The 21173-nt window shown below is 41.3% G+C and carries 18 protein-coding genes; 6 read left to right on the plus strand and 12 right to left on the minus strand.

All coding sequences use genetic code 11. The features are described from left to right. The first annotated feature begins 9 nt into the window (after nucleotides 1–9). Genes MN086_RS03025 through MN086_RS03040 form a run of 4 tightly spaced genes read left to right on the plus strand, consistent with a single transcriptional unit; the run spans nucleotide 10 to nucleotide 3480 of the window. A complete protein-coding gene (locus tag MN086_RS03025; protein WP_248576583.1) occupies nucleotides 10–858 on the plus strand; it encodes a sugar phosphate isomerase/epimerase in 849 nt (282 codons plus the stop codon). Further along, complete coding sequence (locus MN086_RS03030) at nucleotides 833–1747, plus strand: DMT family transporter (protein WP_248576584.1); 915 nt, start codon at nucleotides 833–835, stop codon at nucleotides 1745–1747. The genes MN086_RS03025 and MN086_RS03030 overlap by 26 nt, the downstream gene beginning before the upstream one ends. A gap of 16 nt (nucleotides 1748–1763) precedes the next feature. Further along, complete coding sequence (atzF, locus tag MN086_RS03035; protein ID WP_248576585.1) at nucleotides 1764–3101, plus strand: allophanate hydrolase; 1338 nt, start codon at nucleotides 1764–1766, stop codon at nucleotides 3099–3101. Continuing rightward, complete coding sequence (locus MN086_RS03040) at nucleotides 3091–3480, plus strand: hypothetical protein (protein WP_248576586.1); 390 nt, start codon at nucleotides 3091–3093, stop codon at nucleotides 3478–3480. The genes atzF and MN086_RS03040 overlap by 11 nt, the downstream gene beginning before the upstream one ends. Before the next feature lie 137 nt (nucleotides 3481–3617). On the opposite strand, the gene MN086_RS03045 is transcribed toward MN086_RS03040, so the two are convergent. The 11 genes from MN086_RS03045 to cysS all read right to left on the minus strand — a co-directional run bounded on the left by MN086_RS03045 (nucleotide 3618) and on the right by cysS (nucleotide 15856). Then, nucleotides 3618–4331 carry an MOSC domain-containing protein gene (locus MN086_RS03045; RefSeq protein ID WP_248576587.1) on the minus strand — a complete coding sequence of 238 codons (714 nt, stop codon included), beginning with the start codon at nucleotides 4329–4331 and terminating at the stop codon, nucleotides 3618–3620. 295 nt (nucleotides 4332–4626) lie between these two features. Then, nucleotides 4627–5793: a hypothetical protein gene (locus tag MN086_RS03050; RefSeq protein WP_248576588.1), complete on the minus strand. Its 1167-nt coding sequence runs from the start codon at nucleotides 5791–5793 to the stop codon at nucleotides 4627–4629. Nucleotides 5794–6138: 345 nt separating this feature from the next. Continuing rightward, the gene (locus MN086_RS03055) at nucleotides 6139–7287 is read right to left on the minus strand and encodes a hypothetical protein (RefSeq protein ID WP_248576589.1); all 1149 of its coding nucleotides are present in this window, start codon (nucleotides 7285–7287) and stop codon (nucleotides 6139–6141) included. A gap of 92 nt (nucleotides 7288–7379) precedes the next feature. Continuing rightward, entirely contained in the window at nucleotides 7380–7937 is a 558-nt protein-coding gene (gene pgsA, locus MN086_RS03060) for a CDP-diacylglycerol--glycerol-3-phosphate 3-phosphatidyltransferase (protein WP_248576590.1), read from the minus strand. 188 nt (nucleotides 7938–8125) lie between these two features. Then, nucleotides 8126–8905 carry an enoyl-ACP reductase gene (locus MN086_RS03065; protein ID WP_248576591.1) on the minus strand — a complete coding sequence of 260 codons (780 nt, stop codon included), beginning with the start codon at nucleotides 8903–8905 and terminating at the stop codon, nucleotides 8126–8128. Between the two features lie 2 nt (nucleotides 8906–8907). Continuing rightward, nucleotides 8908–9801 (minus strand): 4-hydroxy-tetrahydrodipicolinate synthase, encoded by an 894-nt coding sequence (gene dapA, locus MN086_RS03070; protein ID WP_248576592.1) that lies wholly within the window; start codon nucleotides 9799–9801, stop codon nucleotides 8908–8910. 10 nt (nucleotides 9802–9811) lie between these two features. Further along, a complete protein-coding gene (locus MN086_RS03075; protein WP_248576593.1) occupies nucleotides 9812–11068 on the minus strand; it encodes a pitrilysin family protein in 1257 nt (418 codons plus the stop codon). 68 nt (nucleotides 11069–11136) lie between these two features. Continuing rightward, nucleotides 11137–12201: a quinone-dependent dihydroorotate dehydrogenase gene (locus MN086_RS03080; RefSeq protein WP_248576594.1), complete on the minus strand. Its 1065-nt coding sequence runs from the start codon at nucleotides 12199–12201 to the stop codon at nucleotides 11137–11139. Between the two features lie 42 nt (nucleotides 12202–12243). Further along, entirely contained in the window at nucleotides 12244–12741 is a 498-nt protein-coding gene (locus MN086_RS03085) for a hypothetical protein (protein ID WP_248576595.1), read from the minus strand. Nucleotides 12742–12743: 2 nt separating this feature from the next. Continuing rightward, the gene (locus tag MN086_RS03090) at nucleotides 12744–14447 is read right to left on the minus strand and encodes an ABC transporter ATP-binding protein (RefSeq protein ID WP_248576596.1); all 1704 of its coding nucleotides are present in this window, start codon (nucleotides 14445–14447) and stop codon (nucleotides 12744–12746) included. Then, nucleotides 14447–15856 (minus strand): cysteine--tRNA ligase, encoded by a 1410-nt coding sequence (gene cysS, locus MN086_RS03095; RefSeq protein WP_248576597.1) that lies wholly within the window; start codon nucleotides 15854–15856, stop codon nucleotides 14447–14449. Before cysS ends, MN086_RS03090 begins: the two co-directional genes overlap by 1 nt. Nucleotides 15857–16056: 200 nt before the next feature. Between cysS and MN086_RS03100 the strand changes: the two genes are divergently transcribed. Both MN086_RS03100 and MN086_RS03105 read left to right on the plus strand, forming a co-directional pair. Next, nucleotides 16057–18183 (plus strand): TonB-dependent receptor, encoded by a 2127-nt coding sequence (locus MN086_RS03100; RefSeq protein ID WP_248576598.1) that lies wholly within the window; start codon nucleotides 16057–16059, stop codon nucleotides 18181–18183. A 10-nt stretch (nucleotides 18184–18193) separates the two neighbouring features. Beyond that, the gene (locus MN086_RS03105; protein WP_248576599.1) at nucleotides 18194–19693 is read left to right on the plus strand and encodes a 4Fe-4S binding protein; all 1500 of its coding nucleotides are present in this window, start codon (nucleotides 18194–18196) and stop codon (nucleotides 19691–19693) included. A gap of 54 nt (nucleotides 19694–19747) precedes the next feature. On the opposite strand, the gene murJ is transcribed toward MN086_RS03105, so the two are convergent. After that, nucleotides 19748–21154: a murein biosynthesis integral membrane protein MurJ gene (gene murJ, locus MN086_RS03110; RefSeq protein WP_248576600.1), complete on the minus strand. Its 1407-nt coding sequence runs from the start codon at nucleotides 21152–21154 to the stop codon at nucleotides 19748–19750. Nucleotides 21155–21173 lie beyond the last annotated feature (19 nt).

Raw genomic sequence — 21173 nt, forward strand, 5'->3', positions numbered from 1 at the left:
GTGTCTGTGATGAAAATAGAACACTTTAAGACAATGTGGGGGTTTGAAGGCGACTTTGAAACAGCGTGTATTCAAGCCCAAGAGAAAGGTTTCAAGGGGATAGAAGGGCAAGCCCCCAAAACTAAAGAGGAGCGTGCATACTGGAAAGCATGCCTGGAAAAGTACGGGCTTGACTATATTGGTGAGATCGTCACAGGAGGAGATTATGTTCCTTCACGACACCAGAGCGTGCAAGCACATATCGATGATGTGCAAAGTGCGATAGAGAATGCTTTGGAACTCAATCCGCGTTTTATGAGCTGTCTGGGAGGGCTTGATGCCTGGAGCGATGAGGAGTTCATTCTATTTTTCACAGGTGCAATGGAGCATGCGAGAAAGCATGATCTGCAGATTGTGTTTGAAACACATCGCAGCCGTATTCTCTTTACGCCCTGGAGAACCAGAGAGATAACAGAGGCACTGCCTCAGATCAAACTGACACTTGATATCAGCCATTGGTGTGTGGTATGTGAGCGTCTGATGAGTACCGAGCTTGAAACGATCAGAGCGATCGCTCCTCATGTTTATCATATACATGGGCGTGTCGGCTATGACCAGGGACCGCAAGTGCCTCACCCGGGTGCACCTGAGTACAAAGAGGCGCTGCTCTCGCACCAGGAGGTATGGGAGATCATCTGGGATGCACAGCAGACTAAGGGTATGGAGATCACAACGATGACACCGGAGTTTGGACCAGACGGCTATCTGCATACACTCCCCTTTACCAATGCACCTGTTGCTGATCTTTGGGAGCTGAACTGCTGGATGGCAGAGTGTGAGAAGGAGCATTTTAATGGTTACACCAAAAAAAGGGTCTGATATGAGAGCACATCTACCCGTGATCGTACTTTTAGGTGCTTCGATACTATGGGGTTTGACATGGATTCCGCTTAAGAGCATCAATACCATGGGGATAGACGGCATCCCGCTGATCTTCTTTACCTACGGTATGATGGCACTGATCTTAAGCCCAATACTCATGAAGCAGTTTTCCATATGGAGAGAGCATAAAAAGATGATGTTTCTTATCGCACTCTTTGGGGGCAGTGCAAACCTTGCCTTCTCTTACGCACTGATCAACGGTGAAGTGATACGGGTGATGGTACTCTTCTATCTTCTACCAGTATGGGGTGTGGCTGGAGGACGGCTCTTTTTAAAAGAGACGATCGACAGATGGCGCTATCTTGGTGTTTTGTTGGCGATCAGCGGCGCATTTTTAATCCTTGGCGGGTTTGAAGTGCTTGATACACCGCCGTCTTGGATAGACCTTGTCGCACTCGCTTCAGGGCTCTTCTTTGCAATGAACAACCTTCTTTTCCGTGCCGTGCAGTCGATACCTGTAGCTTCAAAGATCGGTAGTATGTTCATAGGGTGTTTTACACTCGCAGCACTCTTCTTGTATGCAGGGGTAGAGCAGCTTCCAAGCGGTATCACTGATGATGCATGGATTCTTCTTGCAGGGTATGCGCTCTTTTGGCTGTTTGTGGCAAATATAGGATCGCAGTGGAGCGTGACGCATATGGATGCGGGGCGTTCGTCGATCATTATTATTTTAGAACTCATTACAGCAGTTATTTCTGCCACCCTGATCGCAGGGGAGACGATGAGCACGATAGAAACTATCGGGGGTGCACTGATCATCATGGCTGCGTTTATAGAAGCGCTACGTACTCAAGATGATGATGAACCTGTTACTACGATGAATTAGAATGAAAGGAATAGAGATGAATATAGAAAAATTACAACAATTATATAAAGAGAAAACACTCACACCTAGAGAGTATATGAAGCAGATCAAAGAGAATATTGAAGCACATGCAGAGAACCCGATCTGGATCTACGTGCTGAGTGAGAGCGAACTGGAGCCTTATTTAGCAAAGCTTGAAAGCTGCAAAGTGGAGAGCCTGCCACTTTATGGGATCCCTTTTGCGATTAAAGACAACATTGATCTAGAAGGGGTAGCAACGACGGCAGCATGTGAAGAGTACAGTTATATTGCTGAGAAGTCTGCTTATGTAGTGCAGAAGCTGATCGAAGCAGGAGCGATCCCGGTGGGGAAGACCAACCTTGACCAGTTCGCTACGGGACTGGTGGGTACCCGTTCACCTTATGGAGCGTGCCAGAACAGCATAGACCCTAAGTATATCTCAGGGGGATCAAGCTCAGGTTCGGCGGTAAGTATCGCGCTTGATATGGCTATCTTCTCTCTGGGGACAGATACGGCAGGTTCAGGGCGTGTGCCTGCTGCATTCAACAACCTAGTGGGGCTTAAGCCATCCAAGGGTGTGTTGAGTACTTCGGGTGTGGTGCCTGCCTGTCGAAGTCTGGACTGTGTTTCGATCTTTGCGAAAACCACTGAAGATACACAGAAGGTTTTTGATGTAGCTGCTTCATTTGATGCAGAGGATCCGTACAGTCGACCTATGCCTGTGATAGAAAAAAATGTTCCATCCTCTTTTCGCTTTGCCATTCCTAAAGAAGATCAGTTAAAGTTTTTTGGGGACAGTGAGGCAGAAGCACTTTACCGAAAAGCAGTGAAAACATTTGAAGAGATGGGTGGAACGGCTGTAGAGATCGACTTCTCACCTATGCTTGAAGCGGCAAATCTACTCTATTACGGACCGTGGGTTGCTGAGCGTTATGTAGCAGTGAAGGAGATGATAGAAACGATGCCTGAACGCCTCATCGATGTGACAAGAACGATCATAGAATCCGGAAAAACGAAGAGTGCAGAGGATTACTTTAACGCTGAATACAAGATCAAAGCCTATAAACGCCAGGGAGATCTACTTATGAAAGAGATTGACTTTGCACTGACTCCGACCACGGGGACGATCTATACGATAGAAGAGGTCAATGCAGACCCTATACAGCTGAACACGAATCTTGGCTACTACACCAACTTCATGAACCTGCTTGACTTCTCTGCCTATGCTGTTCCTGCAGGATTTAGAGAGAACGGTCTTCCGTTTGGTGTGACACTCTTTGCTGACGCTTTTGAAGACAGAAAGCTTATGGAGCTGGGTGAATCTTACATACAAAAGGCTTCCCATGGAAAATAAAACGATAGAGATAGCCGTCTGCGGCGCACACATGACAGGTCTGCCGCTCAATTACCAACTCGCTGAGTTGGATGCAACATTTGTTAAAGCAACGAAAACAGACAAGATCTACCGTCTTTACGAAGTGCCTGAGAAGGTACCACCCCGCCCGGGTATGATACGCGATACACAAAACGGTTCATCCCTGGAACTGGAAGTATGGTCCATGCCTCTGGAGAACTTCGGTGCTTTCATGATACAGATTGCCGAGCCTCTTGGTATCGGAACAGTGATCTTGGAAGATGGAAGTTCTGTGTATGGCTTCTTGTGTGAGAGTGATCCGATCAAGGATGCGAAAGAGATCACATCTTATGGTGGCTGGAGAGCTTATATCTCGTAATCTGTTTTATATCTCTTTCTATAGACGTTTAAGATTTTATAAACAAGTGTATGAAAACCTTATAAAGTTATATATTTTATAAGGTTTGATGAATAAGGCATATTGGAGATACTCTTATCTTTACATAATGTGATAATTTAATCATTATTACTCAAGTATTCATCTTCCTGCCAGTTTTGAATTCCATGCTCTTTATATTTATATCTCTTTAATAACGATTCATAATATGCTTTAGCTAGTTTATCACATGTTAATATTTCTTTGATGTTTTCTTGATTTTCTTTCGCATTAAAGGAGCATTGATTGACAAACTCAATTGTAAATTCTGGGTAATTTCTTGATATTAGTTCCATAGTATCATCTGTAGCAATAAAGCCTTCTTGAATAACTCTTACATAAAATCCAGTTTTGTATTCTTTAACCACTAATGAAGTGAGATTCTTTATCCCTGTAACTGATGATATTTTCCAACAAGGTTGTCTAGGTTGAGATACTTCAAAAATAACTTCACCACATTGAAATCGATCACCAATACAAACATCACTATCATCCAAATCCAGTATTGTTATATTTTCTCCAAATGCACATTCTGGTAGTTCTAAACTATATGTCTTTTTAAAAAAATCGTAGTATTTTTGGCTATAAACACATACAGCTTTATCAGCTCCTCCATGATTTACTTTATCCCCTTGCATATCATCAATAAAACCTAAATTGTTTATAAAAAGTCTTTTATGCGGGTCAATTTTCTTTTTTCTGTAAGCAGATGGATATTGTTTTCTTTTCCCATCATTGATCTCTTCTACAGTCCCACAATAAATATGTTTAATATTTGTTTTTATAACATTCATCTTTTTCCTTTTTTATATTATACATTTTACATGAATATGATTGTAACTTTTGTAATCTAATATAGACTATAACGGACAAAAGTTCCTCATCAAGTTATATATTTTATAAGGTTATTTGTTTTTAAAGATTTTATACTGCTTTCCATTTATTATTGAGTTTGTTAGGTATATCTATATTGCTTATGGAATAAATGAGTAGAATTATATGTATAGAGTTAAAAAATGGGGAGGCCGCACACTCTCCAAGGAGAGTGGCGTATTCAAAACAGGTTTTTTAGAAGATTACAATGTTTGATTAAAACTTATATGTTGCGATAAGCTCAAGTGCTTGGTTTGCACCTGACCCATCACCATAATCAGTGTTAGAGTAGATCCCAGCAACATCGATACAATCAGTAATTCCGTATCCTAAGATCAGGTCGAATTCAGATCCTTCTTCAACGAATGCTGCAGTCTCTTCATAGTATGAATAATCAGCAACCACAGAAACACCACTAAATTCTGTTGCAGCTTCAACTTTGAAAGCATCACCAACTCCATTAGAACCCAAGCTATTCCACATAGTAGTATAGACAGCGTCATTATCCATAAATCCTGCAGGAGCATCACTTGTATATACATATGCAGCCATAAGGTCAAATCCACCTACTGAACCTGATGCTTTGATACCATATACATCTGATGTATCTGCTCCATCCCAATCAGTATTTATATATTGAGCAGCAACATCTATACCTGCGATCTTTGTACCTGCATCAGCATACACTTGAGTATATTTACCACCATAAGAATCATCATCTATATTGTAGTACCAGATGCTAGCATCAAATGCATCGCTATACGCTGCACCGACTGTCCAGTTGTCTCCATCAAGACTTACAAAGTCCACACCACCGTTAACACCTCTAAATTCTGTAATGTATGAAGCACTTAAAGTAACGTTAGGGATCGATGTGTTCATAATAGTATATGCTTCATATGAACCTATAGCCAATAACCAGTCAAATCCGCTTATCTGTGGAGTGTGCATGAGTTGACGACCAAGTACGAAAGTCGTATCACCATAGGTTGCAGTAATGTTAGCAACATTCAAGAAAGCACCAGTTGTTTTATAAGAGTCTCCCCAACCTTCAAAACCAACAAAAGAGATACTTTCATTCATGAGGTTTGTATATCCAATACCTGAGAGGTTGGCTGTAATGCCATCCATGATCTTGTGTGATGCATCTACAGTGACAGCTGCACCTAATGAACTGGATTCCTTATCAAAAATGCTATTTGCTCCGAAGAAATCATCAGAGTAATAATAAAGTGTAGCTTTACTCTCAACTGTTGTGTTACTGTTACATGCTGCTTCAACAACCGGTGCTTCTACTACTGGCTCTGCTGGTGCTATATCTCCTCCTGCAAATGCCGAACTGACAGCTAATGCTGCGACTAAACTTAATTTTGTCCATTTCATGTTATTTCCTTGTGTTATATTTTGGATAATAAAGTGTAACACAACGTTAACAAAAAATGAACGGATATATGATTATTTTTTAATCAATTGAATATATCTATTTATAATATATAAATAAATTATATTTATTAGAAAAATATAGTTATGGTATAAGATTATAATAATAATTCTGATTTAATGAAACTGTTTTTACTGTTCGATCTATCAGCAAATATACAGATCAATAGCGTGTTTTCAAGTATATTATGAGAAGATATTGAAAAGTGATTGAAGGGGAGTGGACCCGAACACTCTCCGAAGAGAGTGGCGTATTCAAACGGGTTGTAAGAGAATTACAATGTTTGATTAAAACTTGTAAGTTGCGATAAGCTCCATAACTTGCTCATCATCACCTGTACCATAATCAGTAATAGTATAGGCAGCATCTAGAGAGATACAATCAGTAAATCCGTATCCTAAGACAAGGTCAAATTCTGATCCACCTTCTGTACCAATATTTTCATATTCAAAGTCACCATAAGCAACAGATACTGCTATACCGCTGAACTCAGTTGCTGCAGAAACCATAAAGTTATCACCAACTGAGATAGAAGTAGGAGTCATCCACATACTTGTGTAAAGACCATCCCAATCAACAAATCCTGCTGGATTATCATCTACTTTTACATATGCTGCTGTAAGGTCAAATCCAGCTAATGCTGTTTCTGCTTTAACACCATATGCTGTAGAACTATCCGTCAAATCCCAGTCTGTATCTACATATTGACCTGCAACTTTGAATGAACCAAAGTCATAACCAAGATCAGCATATACTTGTGTATAAAGTGCAGCATCTACATTGTAGTACCAAACACTTGCATCAAATGTATCGCTGTATGAAGCACCTACTGTCCAGTTGTCACCATCAAGAGCAGCAAAGTCTGTACCTGAGCCGTTCATTCTATATTCTGCAATGTATGAACCAACTAAAGTAAGGTTTGAGATAGATTTATTTACTACTGTATAAGCTTCAAATGAACCCGGAGCTAGTAACCAATCAAAACTTTGAATCATTGGCGTGTCAAGAAGCTGACGACCAAGAACGAAAGTTGTATCACCATATGCTGCAGTGATGTTAGCAATGTTTAGGAAAGCACCTGTCTCTTGACCTTCGAACTGACCCCAAACATCTGGCTTGTCATAGGAATTTGTAAGGTTAGTAAAACCTACTGCAGTAACGTTAGCAGTTACGTTATCTGTGATTTTATGAGCTACATCTAAAGTAACAGCTGCACCTAATGCACTGCTATCTCCTTTATACCAATCTAAATCACCATAACCATCTGTTGTAAAAGAGTAAAGTACAGCTTTACTATTGATCGTAGTGTTACTGTTACAAGCAGCAGCTTCAACAACCGGCGCTTCAACAACTGGTTCTACTGGAGCAATGTCTCCACCTGCAACTGCTGAGCTAACAGCTAAAGCTGCTACTAAACTTAATTTTGTCCATTTCATGTTTTTCCCTTGTTTTGAATTTTGGATAACAAAGTGTAACATAAGGATTAACAGATGATAAATAGAGAGGTGATTAATTTTTAACCAATTGACTAGATAGAAGTATTTTTAAAGAAATCTCTGACATATTCATAACCAGAGTAGAGTGTCAATGCAACAGCACTCCATAAGAGAAGTTCGGCACCTGGCCATTGCATCAGTAAAAAACCTATGGCTACCATCTGTGCTACGGTTTTGACCTTTCCCATCCATGAGGCCGCGATGTCAAGACCCTGACTGACAGCCGACACCCTAAGTCCAGTGATGAAGAGTTCTCGTGTGAGTATAAGAAAGATGGCCCAAGGAGATGCTGACCCCAGCATCATCAATCCTAGAAATCCTGCCAGCGTCAGCATTTTGTCTGCCAAAGGGTCGAGGATCTTACCCATGGTAGTGATCTGGTTAAAAGTACGTGCTATATAGCCATCAAAGAAGTCTGTAGCAGACGCGACTACGAAGATAAAAGCTGCAAAGTAGTTGAGCCAAGAGGGGTGTATGCCTTGAAAGAGAGATGCATCCTGATTGACCAGAAAAAGGAACATCACTGGAGCAAGAAGAAGGCGGATAAATGCTAAGATATTTGGAATGTTAAATATTTGTGCTTTATTCATTCTCTTGTCCTGAGCTAATCATGTAGGTTAAATTTCTTTGTTACTTTTTTCTTTTTTGTACTGCGACAAAAGAGAAAAAAGTAACCCAAAAAGAAAAAAATGCAAGCGAAGCCAACTGTATACAGCGATTGAGTTGTTCGCTAGATCGAATATTCGTTTATTACTTACTGAATAAAGAATAGATAACTTTAACGGAATGTCGTTCCACCATCGACAACAAGTGTTTGACCTGTGATCCATGATGCTTCGTCTGTACAGAGGAAATAGACAGAACCGGCAAGGTCTTCTGGACTTCCCATTCTGTTGACTGATGAACGTTTAATGGTCTCAGCTTTGACCTCTTCATAGTTTGTAAATGCTTTGAGTGCATCTGTATCGATAGGTCCGCCGGATACAGCATTGACTCTGATACCCATTTCTCCCAGTTCAACAGCAGCATAACGAGCCATAGCTTCAACCGCTGCTTTGTTCGTACCGTGACCTGCATAGTTTTCAATGTAGATAAGGTTACCTGTGGAAGAGAGTGTAACAATGGCACCACCACCTACTTTTTCCATACGTACGGCAGCTTCTTGAGAACCGCGTACAAATGCACCTACGGTTGCAGTATAAATATTTGTTAAACCTTTTGAAGGTCTGAGTTTCATGAATTTACCGTAACCGCCTACGACCGGACGTCCATAGATCATAGCGTTAGAGACAAAGAAATCTACTCTGTCAAAGTCCTTATCGATCGCTTCAAAGAGAGGTTTAAATTCATCAAGTTCTAATATGTTCAGTGGGTATGCTCTTGCCTTCACACCGTATTTGCTCTCAAGGTCTGCAGCGATCTCATCTGCAGCTTCTTTGTTAGAGTTATATGTAAATGCGATATTTACACCGTTTTGAGCAAACTTTTCAGCTACGGCTTTACCAATACCTTTGGTTGCTCCTGTGATGACAAGTGTTTTACCTTTCATTTCTGACATATTTACGCTCCTACTATATTGTATTTTTTCATAACTTCTTCGATCTTTTTCATATTCTTACTGCTTGGGGGTACCAGTGGTAATCTGTATTCGAGTGTATCGATCAGTCCTGCGATGTACATCGCAGCTTTGATAGGGATAGGGTTACTTTCACAGAAAAGCACTTTGTTGATCTCAAAAAGTTTATCATTGATGGCTTTAGATTTTACAAAGTCACCTTCAAGTGCCGCATGAGCAAGCTCTGCTTTCATATCTGGCAAAAGGTTGGAAGTCACAGAAGTGATTCCTTTTCCTCCACTTGCCAAAATAGGAAAATCGATCGCATCATCACCTGAGAAGACATACAAGTCAGGTACTTTTGCCAAAAGTTCAACCGTTCTTTCGATTGATCCTGTCGCTTCTTTGATACCCATGATGTTCTCTACATCATCATAGAGTCTTTTTACTGTATCAGGTAAGATATCTACACCTGTACGTCCGGGCACATTATAGAGCATGAAAGGGACTTTGACCGCAGAAGCAATCGCTTTGTAGTGTTGGTAGAGTCCTTCCTGGCTTGGTTTGTTGTAGTACGGACTCACAGAGAAGATCGCATCAACACCACACTCTTCTGCATGTTTAGCAATATCTATAGCTTCATGTGTTGCATTGCTGCCTGCACCTGCAAGGACTTTGGTTTCAGTACCTTTACAGACTTCAACGGCTATCTCGATACATCTTTTATGCTCATCATGACTTAGTGTCGCACTCTCACCCGTCGTTCCTACAGGACATACCGCATCGATTCCATGTGCAATTTGTCTTTTGATCAGTGTCGCAAAGGTTGCTTCATCCAATGTACCATTTTTAAATGGAGTGATCAGTGCAGTGGTCGCACCCGTAATATAGTTACTCATGTCTACTATCCTAGTTTTTTTTCAAGATCACAGTGGTTGAAAAATTGTGATCAAAATACTTTTTAGCGGCATCGCTAATATCTTTGAGCGTAATTTTATCTAATTTCTCTTCATATTCAAGTAAAGGCTGAATATTTCCCTTCACATAATAGTCTCCATAGAGCCCTGCAACGGAACTTGAACTCTCCAAAGAGTAGATGAATTCTGCTTTTGTATTGATCTTGACCTTATCCAGTTCAGCTTGTGTGACATCACCGTTTTTGATCTTTTCAAGTTCAGCCAGGATCTCTTTTTCCAAATCATCCAAAGAGGCTTGAGGGGAACACATCGCCATGATGAGGAACACACCCGGGTCAGCAAGTTCCATATTGTAGCCATAAACCTGGTTTGCCAGGTGCTTTTCATTCACCAGTGTTTTTTCAAAACGAGAACTTTTCCCGGCACTGAGTATATGGCTGATGGCAGAAAGTACTACCTGGTCATCATCTTCATAGTTTGGGATGGAGTAGGTGATCGCAATCGTATCGACCTGGTTACTCTCTTTATGGAGTACGGCTCTTTTGGCACCATCCACTTTAGGCTCCACAGCGGTGACTTTTGGAATCTCATGTTTATTTTGAATATGCCCGAAATATGTTTCAGTTTCTTTGAATACCTCTTCAGGTGTGATATCTCCAGCCACGACTAAAATGGCATTGCTTGGCTGATAATAACGGTGATAGAACTCTCTGATATCTTCTATCTTCCATGAGAGAATATCTTCCATAAAACCGATCGGAAGCCAGTGGTAAGGATGGTAGGTAAAGTGTGTATTGAAGACCCTGAAGTAAAGATAGCCCATAGGATTGTTATCTGTTCTTAGACGTCTCTCTTCAGCGACCACATCACGCTCTTTTTGAAACTCTTCATCGGTGAGTTTGAGGTTATGCATCAGTTCAGAGAAGAGATCAAGGCTCAGTGCAAGGTTCTTGCTGGCTGTTTTAATAAAATAGTGTGTTTTGTCAAAGCCTGTGGCTGCATTATTGACACCCCCACGACTTTTCACGATCGTGTCAAATTCACCCTCTTTGAGTTTATCTGTAGATTTGAAAGAGAGGTGCTCAAGCATATGGGCCATACCGCTTTTACCCATCACTTCATTTCTGCTTCCTACTTTGTAGTAGATATCTGTGGTGATAACGCCTGAATCGTTATCCATAGGGATGACAACGATCTGCATACCGTTGTCCAATGTTTTTGTAAAATGTTCTGGCAATGAATTGGCCATTGATACTCCTGTTGTGAACATACATCCGATGATACATGTATAAATAAAAAGTTTGAGGCTTTTTAGGCTCATTTGTAATCTGCTCCGATGGCTTCGCTGATATGTTTATAACCATCTTTTTGTAAGAGTTTAATTAAACCTTCATTGATCTCTTGGATAAGTGCCGGACCTCTGTAGACAAGCATGCTGTAGACCTGTACCAAAGAGGCACCGGCTTTGATACGTCTGTAGGCTTCTTCTGCAGAGTCTATACCTCCTACGGAGATGAGTATGGTTTTACCATAGAGCTCTTTACCTATGGCTTTGAAGAGCTGATAGGATTTTTCAGTAAGAAGTGCTCCAGAGATACCACCGAAATCTTTGGCATGCGGTGTTAAAGAGTAGTCTATGGTAGTATTGGTAGCGATAATACCTGCTGCACCTGCTTCTACTGCTGTTTTACATAGTGCAACTGCATCTTCAGGTTCCATATCTGGTGCAATTTTAAGCAGTACAGGCTGAGTGGTGATCTCTTTAGCCATCTTGAAAATAGCATTAATGAACGCTTCATTCTGCAGGTCTCTTAGTCCTGGAGTGTTTGGAGAAGAGATGTTGATCACGATGTAGTCACCATAATCTTTAAAAGCCCTAAAAAGTGTCTCATAGTCATCTAGTGCATCATCTTCTGATGTAAGTTTATTCTTCCCGATGTTGATTCCCATAGGATAATCAAAAAAGTAGAGCTTTTTAAGCTGCTGAAGCATGTAGTGGCTACCTTTGTTGTTAAAGCCCATCGCATTTTGAATGGAGTTGTCTTCAATGAGCCTAAAGAGTCTTGGTTTTGCATTCCCCCCTTGCGGTTTTGGTGTCACAGTACCTATCTCTGTAAAACCAAACCCTAAAGTCGGCATAGCAGTAATGTACTGACCGTTTTTGTCAAATCCTGCACCTAAGCCTACAGGATTTTGAAAAGTACGTCCGAAGATCTCCTGCTGGAGCATAGGGTGAGTAACAAAGTTCTGGTTTTTGACAAAACGCAAGAGAATAGGGCAGTGTGCGATTGCTCTAAGTCCAAGACCTGCAACAGTGTGTGCGGTCTCAGGATCAAGTTTAAAAAGTATTTTTTTGAGGTTTTGGTAAGAAAAAATTGACAAGGGAGACTCCATAATTATAGTGTGCTAATTATAGCGAAATAATCAAAAAAAGTAATGTAGAGAGAGGTTTGCACCCTGCATGGTATCGAGTGGATCCATGGCGGATACTTTATAATAGTGATAGGAAAGATCTACATCGATTGTTGCTGTGGCATAGATCAGGAATCCGAAATTTCCTCCAAAAAAAAACCCGTCATTGTCCAAAAGATCGCTCTCTTCATAGTGAAGATATCCGACAGTGGCACCAAGATACGGTCTTAATTTTGGGGTTCCGAAGAGTTCATCCAGGAGTATTTTATCTATTTCCATTGCAAATGTCTGAAGATCATTATTGCCAGTGAGTGTAAACACAGTACGCCAATCCAGGGTCTGTTTACCATAGCGAAATCCCGCAATCGTTTCATTTTGGCTGGATGTTGTTGATTTCAAATCTATGGAATGCGTGGCTAGGGTCGCTCCGATGAAAGGAAATTGCTCATTCTCCTGCTGTGCAAAAAGCATAGTAGATAAAAAAGTAAAGAGGAGGGTGAATCGTAACATAATTATAAACTCCTTGATAATTTTTGATAGGTCGGACACTCCTGCAGCAAGGTTTGATGTGATCCCCTGCAGATGATCTCTCCTTTTTGGAATACCAAGATGGTATCGGCATCTTCTATGGTACTTAATCTATGCGCGACAGTAAAGGTGATCATTTCTGATTTGAGTTCATGCAGGGCTTGTTGTATCAGTGCTTCACTTTTGTTATCCAGCGCAGAGGTTGCTTCATCCAGTATGAGAATATCCGGGTTCTTATAGAGTGCGCGTGCCAGAGCGATACGCTGTCTTTGCCCTCCTGAGAGGTTGTCACCGCTTTCAGATAAAAGTGTGTGTATCCCCTCATCCAACTGATTGATGAACTCCATCGCATGTGCTTTTTCCAATGCTTTGATCACACGTGTTTCATCTATCTCTTCACCGTAAGCCACATTGGCTGCGATGGAGTCGTTAAAGATATAGATACGCTGTGTCACATAGGCTATCTTTTGATGTAGGGAAGTGAGCGTGAAATCTTTGTTCTCTTTACCGTTGATAAAGATCTTTCCTTCACTAGGGTCATAGAAACGCACCAGCAGGTTGACCAACGAACTTTTACCCGCGCCACTATCACCTACCAATGCAATGGAGTCACCTTTTTGGGCGTGAAGGGTGATATGCTTTAATGCCGGGGTCTCATCGTATTGGAGTGAAACATTTTCTAAGGTGATGGTTTCAATGTTCTCCGTGAGTTCATCCTTCCCTGATATGACAGCAGGCTTGGTATCAAGCAGTTCATGCATACGTGTATTGGCAGTGATGGCATCTTGTGCTTTGTTGTAAAGTGATGAAAGACGTTTTACAGGATCATAAAGCATGAAAAGTGCAGTTGCAAAAGCAAAAAAGGAACCTACGGTCATATGTCCGTCTATGACCTCTTTCCCTCCTATGTAAATGACAATCCCTATAGCCACTGATCCCAGCGTTTCCATCAGCGGTGATGTCAAAGCATTTGTTTTCACCTGTTTCATAAGAAATCTAAAGACGCTTTGATTGTCTTTCTTGAAACGTTCCTCTTCATACATTTGGCTTGAGTTGGACTTGATCACTTCAATGTTGGAAAATATTTCATTGAGTCTTGTTGTCATATCAGCTGTACTCTCTTGAGAAAGTTTGGAGTATTTACGCATTTTTTTAGCAAGTCTAGAGAGAGGAAAGACTGCCAGCGGCATGATCACCAAAAAATAAAAGGCAAGTTTGGGGTTTTGATAAATGACATACCCCGTCAATGCAAGAATGGTCAATGTTTCTCTAATGAGATCAGGAATGATATTGGCAACGACCATTTGGATACGTGCAATGTCATTGGTGACACGAGAGAGTATCTCTCCGGAGTGTGTTTTTCTGAAAAATTCCATATCGAGGTAAGTGAGGTGGGAGACAAGCTGGTCACGCAGTTTCCTTACGACATCCTGTCCGATGTAAGAGGTATAGTAGGTTTGTATGTACCTTCCTAACCCTTTGAGTGCAAAGACACCCACGAGGAAAAACGGCATAAGCAAGAGCATTTCCCTGTCTTTATTGATGAAGACATCATCCAGTACAGGCTTAATGAGCTGTGCTGTTGCCGCAGTACCGACCGCAACAGCGATCATCCCCAGTATGGCAAAGAAAAATTGTCTTTTGTAGCCTGAAAGATAGGGGAGATACTGTCTGAGAAGGTCTTTCATTACGCTTTTTCCCAGAGTGTGCCATCAGGGGTATCCATGATCGATATTCCCAAGGCTGTCAGTTCATCACGGATGGCATCCGAACGTTCAAAGTTTTTCTCTTTTTTTGCCTCTGTACGTTCAGAGAGCAGTGTCTCTATCTGTGTTTTAAGGGTTTCATCCACACCGATCTGAAAATAGGAGAAAGGCTCTTTGCCGCCAAAGCCAAGCAGTGCATCGATAAATTCGATGTTTGCCAAAGTCTCTTTTTTGAGAGCTTTGTCTTTTGGATTGCTATCTAAGGCATCATTGGTTGTAGCGATCATTTCATCGATTACGGCAAGGGCTATGGAGATGTTGAGGTCATCCCCCATCGCATCAAGCAGTGCTTTTTTGAATGTTTTATTGACCGCAGAAGCTTTTCCGGGACTGACACGTTTTTTCAGTCTGTAGAGCTTGTCGAGTCTTTTTTTAGAAGTGAGCAGATCTTCTTCATTGAAATTAAAGTCATTTCTGTAGTGTACAGAGTTGAGGTAGTAGCGCAGCACTTCCCCGTCGTAGACCTTGAGCGCATCCTTGAGAAAGAAACTGTTCCCCAGAGACTTGCTCATCTTTTCTCCATCTATCTGCACAAAACCGTTATGCATCCAGTACTTTGCCAGTTCATGTCCTGTCGCACATCGGCTTTGTGCAGCTTCATTCTCATGGTGAGGGAAAAGCAGGTCAGCACCGCCTGCATGGATGTCAATACTGTACTCTTGCGTACCGTGCTGCTTTGCAAAGTGTTTTTCTATCATCGCTGAACACTCTATATGCCAGCCCGGACGGCCTGAAGAGAAGGGGGTATCAAAACAGATATCCTCACTGCCTTTACACGCTTTCCAGAGTGCAAAATCTTTTGGGTTTCTTTTCTCAGAAGTGTGTGCTACACGGCTCTGGTTGTCCTCATCTTCGCCTACCTGGTGTGATATCTCTCCATAGTGTGCATCTTTGCTTGTATCAAAGTAGACATCACCCGAGGAGATAACATAGGCTATGTCTTTGTCTATGAGGGTTTGTATCATATTCTCTATTGCCTGCAAGGACTCCGTGGCTTTTGGTTCGATATCAGCACGCTCTATGCCGAGGGCTCCCATCTCTTCAAGGTATCGGCCGATGTAAAAAGAGGTGATCTCTTCCATGCTTTTGCCCGTCTCTTCTACTTTTTTGATGATCTTGTCATCGATATCGGTGAAGTTCTTCCCCAGTGTGACTTTGTAGCCAAGGGCTTTGAGCGTGCGTGAGAGAAGGTCAAAAGAGAGGCTACTTCGTGCGTGGCCTAAATGCGCATCGTCATAAACAGTAGGTCCGCAGACATAAATGCTTACTTCTCCTTTACGGATGGGTTCAAAAGAGAGTTTGGTTTTTTGTACGCTGTCATAAATGTGCATAATAATCGCTGGACCTTTGTTTTATGTAGTGTTGTGATTATAGCCAAAAGTTGATTAGAAGAGATTACCCTGAATTGTACAGGATGAAATGTAGGAGATAAAATGATTCGATTTTAATATTTTTTCTTTTTAGCATAAAGGTTAACACAAAATTAACACTACACTTATAAACTTTCCTCATTCAATTTAAAAGGGGAGATATGAAAATCAAATATTCGTTAATCACACTATTGGCATTATCGTCAATCAATGCTGAAGAGATAAATCTGGAAGCAGTCAGTGTTACGGCAACAAAGATTGCAACACCGACAAAGGACGTATCGCAATCGATCGCTGTTGTAGATGAACAAACGATAGAGGACAAGAATATACTCAATATTCAAGAAGCGATAGAAAATATACCAGGAGTCAATGCAGAGTCATCGACCAATTCACCAAGTCCTAGACTGATCATCAGGGGAGCGGGACTGAAGGCCAGATATGGTGTGAGAGAGATCATGGTTATGAAAGACGGTGTACCAATGACAGATCCGGATTCATTTACCAGATTTGATTTTATCGATATGCAGGATGTATCGAGTATAGAGGTTCAAAAGGGACCAGGTTCCATCAATGCGGCAAATACAACAGGCGGTGTAATCCAACTTGTCACAAAGTCTGTTTTTGAAGAGGGTGATGACAGAATTAAAATAGGTGTGGGTGATGACGGACAAAAGAATGTCAACCTCAAAGTACGTGGTCAAATTGGAGAAAACGATTTTGCCTCTTTGACGTTTTCTAAACGTGAAATTGACAATAACTGGAGAGACAACAACGACTTTGATGCAACACAAGTGAGTTTGAAACATGGGCATATCTTTGAAGATGAGTCTACTTTAGAGACAGAGTTTTCTTATACAGAGTCAAATATGAATATCCCAACCGATATGAATGCTACTGAATTTGCAATCTTCCAAGAAACAGGTGAACAGCATAATACAAGTTCACAGTGGCAACATAGTGCCAGAGATTCTAAAATCTTTGCCATCAATACCAAGTATGAAAAAGAGATCGGTGATCTACTATTAAAACCAAGATTTTACTTTAATACATGGGATCATTTTCACCCTGTAACCGGTTTGATCAATGACAGTGATGACAACAGTGTGTATGGAACGGATTTGGAACTTAATTATACGCATAAAGTATTCGATAAGGAAGCAACGCTTGTAGCGGGGGTAACCTATAAAACGGATATTACGAATGATGCAAAGAAGTATGAATATGCAGACTATACAACGCAGACAGTTACTCTTCCTTATTTTCCTTTTTCCCGTGAAGAAATTGTGCAAACAACATCAAACGAGAAAGGTGCTTTAGCACAAATTGAAGATAGTACTACGACACTTTATGGCATCTACCTGATGGAAACCTTCTCTCCAACTGAGGATTTCACCATAGATATGAGTACAAGAGTCGATAAGTTAAGTATAGATATCAGCGGAAACGAGATCACGGCTTATGATTATGGAGCAAAAAATTATGTACCGGGTGCAGGGCTTTACGAAATAGACAAGACCTACAATCTCTTCTCCGCAAAAATTGGAGCGATATATAGGTTAACGGATTCGACAAATATGTATGCAACCATTGCAACGGCAAATCAGGCACCTACGGGGAGTGAGATCGAAGCAGCACAAGATCAAGGCATTTCACTTGATAAAAGTACCAATGTGAACTATGAGGTCGGTCTTAAAAGCAGGATGAATAATCTATCACTTGATGTGGCGATCTATCAAAATGATGTGAGGGATGAGATCATCAAAACGACAGATGCAGACGGTAATGTGATTTATGATAATGCGGGGAAAACGCAAAAAAGAGGGTTAGAGTTCAATGGAGTCTACAGGGTTTCAAACGAATTAGACATAGGTGGTTCGTATGCCTACAGTGATTTTGAATTTGTTACATATGAAGAGCAGGTAGGTTACGGTGGTGGTGCAACATGGGTATCAAGAGATGGTAACGCTTTGCCTTATATCCCTAAAAACCAATACTCTCTGTTTGCAGCCTATAGAATGGAAAACGGTTTCAAAGCAAGAGTCACGACAAAAGGTTGGGGAAGTTACTATATGGACAATGCAAATACCCAAAAGTATGAAGGGTATGATTTTGTCACCGATTTGATGCTAGGGTATGAGTATCAAGCACATAATATACAGTTGAATGTAAGAAACTTGACAGATGAATATTATGCAATGCAAGCGTCAAAAGATGCAAACGGAAATGTCTCATATAAAGCAGCTGCACCTCAGAGTTTTATGGTGACGTATAGTTATACATTTTAAAGGATAGTGTATGGTAGAGTTCAAAGAAACTAGAGATAGAAACGATATATACGGCATGCCTGTATTGGGGTTTATGTTTAAAAACCAGACATTTTTGACAGGGTTGAAGATGGCAGTGCTTGCTCTATTCATCTATGGTGTCTACATGGGGTTCGTTGTTCCAGGTCATGAGAATATCTTTACGACCTATCTTTTCTGGGGACTCTTTTGGCCTGTTTTTATGGTCATTACCCTTGCCACGTTTGGCAAGATCTTCTGCGGTATTTGCCCGCACGGATTTGTAGGGAAATACCTCACGAAATTCGGTCTTAAAAAAGAGATGCCGAAGTTTTTGAGAAACAGGTATATCGGTATTTTGCTTCTCTTCTTTGGATGGTGGGGTATCTACTATTTTGTACCTGGTTTCTGGAGAGTACCGCTTACAACAGCTTGGCTTTTTCTTGGACTTACATTGATCGCATTTGTGATGTATTATCTCTATAAAGATATGAGTTACTGTAAATATATCTGTCCTATCGGGACCTTGACAAGAGTGTACGGAAAGGTCTCTTTTGCAGAACTAGGTACGTATAAAGAGGACTGTAACAGTTGTAAAACCTATGAGTGTGCCTCGGCATGTTCGTATAATCTCAAGCCATACGCCTTTGATAACAAGAACTCGATGGATGACTGTACGCTCTGTATGGACTGCAGCAGTGCCTGTGACTCCGTAGCTTTTAGGTTTACAAAGCCTTCCAGATCTCTTTTTGAGAAGTTTAAGTTCAACAAATCAGAGATTTGGGCACTGATCCTCATCACTGCAGCGATCACCATTACGATGAACTTTCACCATGCCTTGAGCCGTACTGCCATAGCTGATACCTTCATCTGGTCTCAGTCAGCAGCCTATGTGCAGCAGTATGTAGATTTTGGCAGATTTGATGCAGTAGGTCTTTTTGCCATGTTCTATGCAACGGTATTTTCAATCGGAATCGTCTACATCGGTATGTTTGTGGCCTCTAAGATCTTAAAAGCATCGTTTGAAAAGACTTTTTATACTTTAGGGTATGCGTTTGTACCTCTCTTCATCATCGGAGGTTTGGCACACTTGATACACAGTATTTTTACACATCACTATGCAGATATAGGAAATGCCTTTATTTACGGGTTTGGTCTGGATGCTGGACCGGTTGAGAATTTGGCTTCTAGAAGAGATGCTTGGTTAAGAGTTTTTGATGTGATCCCGTATCTCGCAGCTATCTGGGCATACCTGATTCTTGCAAAGAGAATAAAGTTCTTTGAATCATCTAAAATGAAGAAGGTCTTAGCCTTTGTGTTCGCCTCTTCACTTATCACATTTTATCTGTCATTGAACCTCTACAGAGTGTATGCTTTTGCAACATACGGTGCGGCGAAGAGTGGTCATCATGGCAGTCATGGGAACCACGGTGCAGCTAAAGAGATCGATACGAAAAAACCTGTGATGAAATGTGAAGCGGGTAAATGCGGTGCTGCAATGAAAAAGCAGTAGTTTTATATACTTTAACAAAAAAGTAAAAGAGTTTTTTCTTTTACTTTTTTTTACTTAGCGAATATACTCCAGAAGATAGTCATTAACTCCATACAGCAAGATAGAAAAAAACAACACACTTATGATCCAATAAAGTGATCTTTTTGATCGAATGATCTCCATAAACTTATCTGTACCCACCTCTTTTACCGTCAGTATAAAAAGTACCCATCCTCCGATACTTCCGGCCAAAGCTAGTCCGGATGCACCAAGAGGGTGCATGAGTATCAGTGATGCTGTTACTGAAGTGACAAGAGAATAGACAGCGATCTTGGCTGCTTTGAGATGCCTGTGTGAAGCATAAAGAAAAAGAGAAAAAAGTTTTGCCAGTCCAAAAGGAAGCAGACCTACCATATACATTTGAAGTACTTGAACTGTTTCAACTGTCTGAACTACTGTGAACTTTCCTCTTTCAAAGAGAAGCCAGATGATAGGTTCAGCCAGCAAGATACCACCAACCATAGCCCCGCCTAACAAAAATGCAAGTAACCAAAAGGCCTGGTTGAGATTTTTATATGCGTCTGTTTCATTGTTGTTTTTCAGCGCTTTGGAAACAGCAGGAAAAAGTACCGTGGCAGTGGCGATGGCAAAGATGGCAAGCGGAAGCTGGAAGACACGATTGGCATAAAAGAGGTAGGAGACGGAACCTGTCACAAGGAATGTTGCCAAAAGCGTGTCGATGAACGCAGAGATCTGGGGTGTGGAGTTTCCTAGTATACCGGGTAAAAAGAGAGACTGGAAATGCTTTTTCTCTTCATCGACATCTTTGCTGTTCCTGTATTTCCACCCGCCTATAAGGATCTTATGCAGACTCAGTTTATTGAGAGTGACAAGGTGCGCCAGTATCTGTAACCCTCCGCCGATGAGTACGGCAAAACTGAGTGCATAGGCCACTGTTTTCGGCTCTTCCTTCATATAGATGTAGAGTGCTGCGATCATAGAGATATTGAGCAGGGCTGTTGACATGGCTGTGGTGGCAAAATGGTTTTTGTATTGTAAGAGGGTGGCCAAAAATGTCACGATGAAGATCAGGTCCAAATACCAAAAATTGATGGCAGTCAAAGGTGCAGTTTTTGCTATCAGTTCACTCCCCCATCCCAATGCCAAAAGTTTAGTGATAGGTTCAGGAAAGAGAGTAATGAGCAGGGAGAATGCCATTAAAAAGAGCAGAAAGCGTAAAAAGATCGCTGTGGCAAAGACACCTTTATGTCTGCTCGCTACAAACGAAGGCATAAATGCCTGCGTGAATGCACCTTCTGCAAAGATACGGCGAAAAAGATTGGGGAGCTTGAAGGCGACAAAGAACATATCGCTCCACATGGATGCCCCTAAGGCCGAAGCCATAAGGACATCACGACCCAGACCGGTAACACGTGAAACCAGGATGCCAAAACTGTTTGTGAAGATAGATTTTAATTGCATAAGTCTCTTTAATGTTAAG

The sequence above is a fragment of the Sulfurovum sp. XGS-02 genome (genome assembly GCF_023213175.1).
GTDB lineage: Bacteria > Campylobacterota > Campylobacteria > Campylobacterales > Sulfurovaceae > Sulfurovum.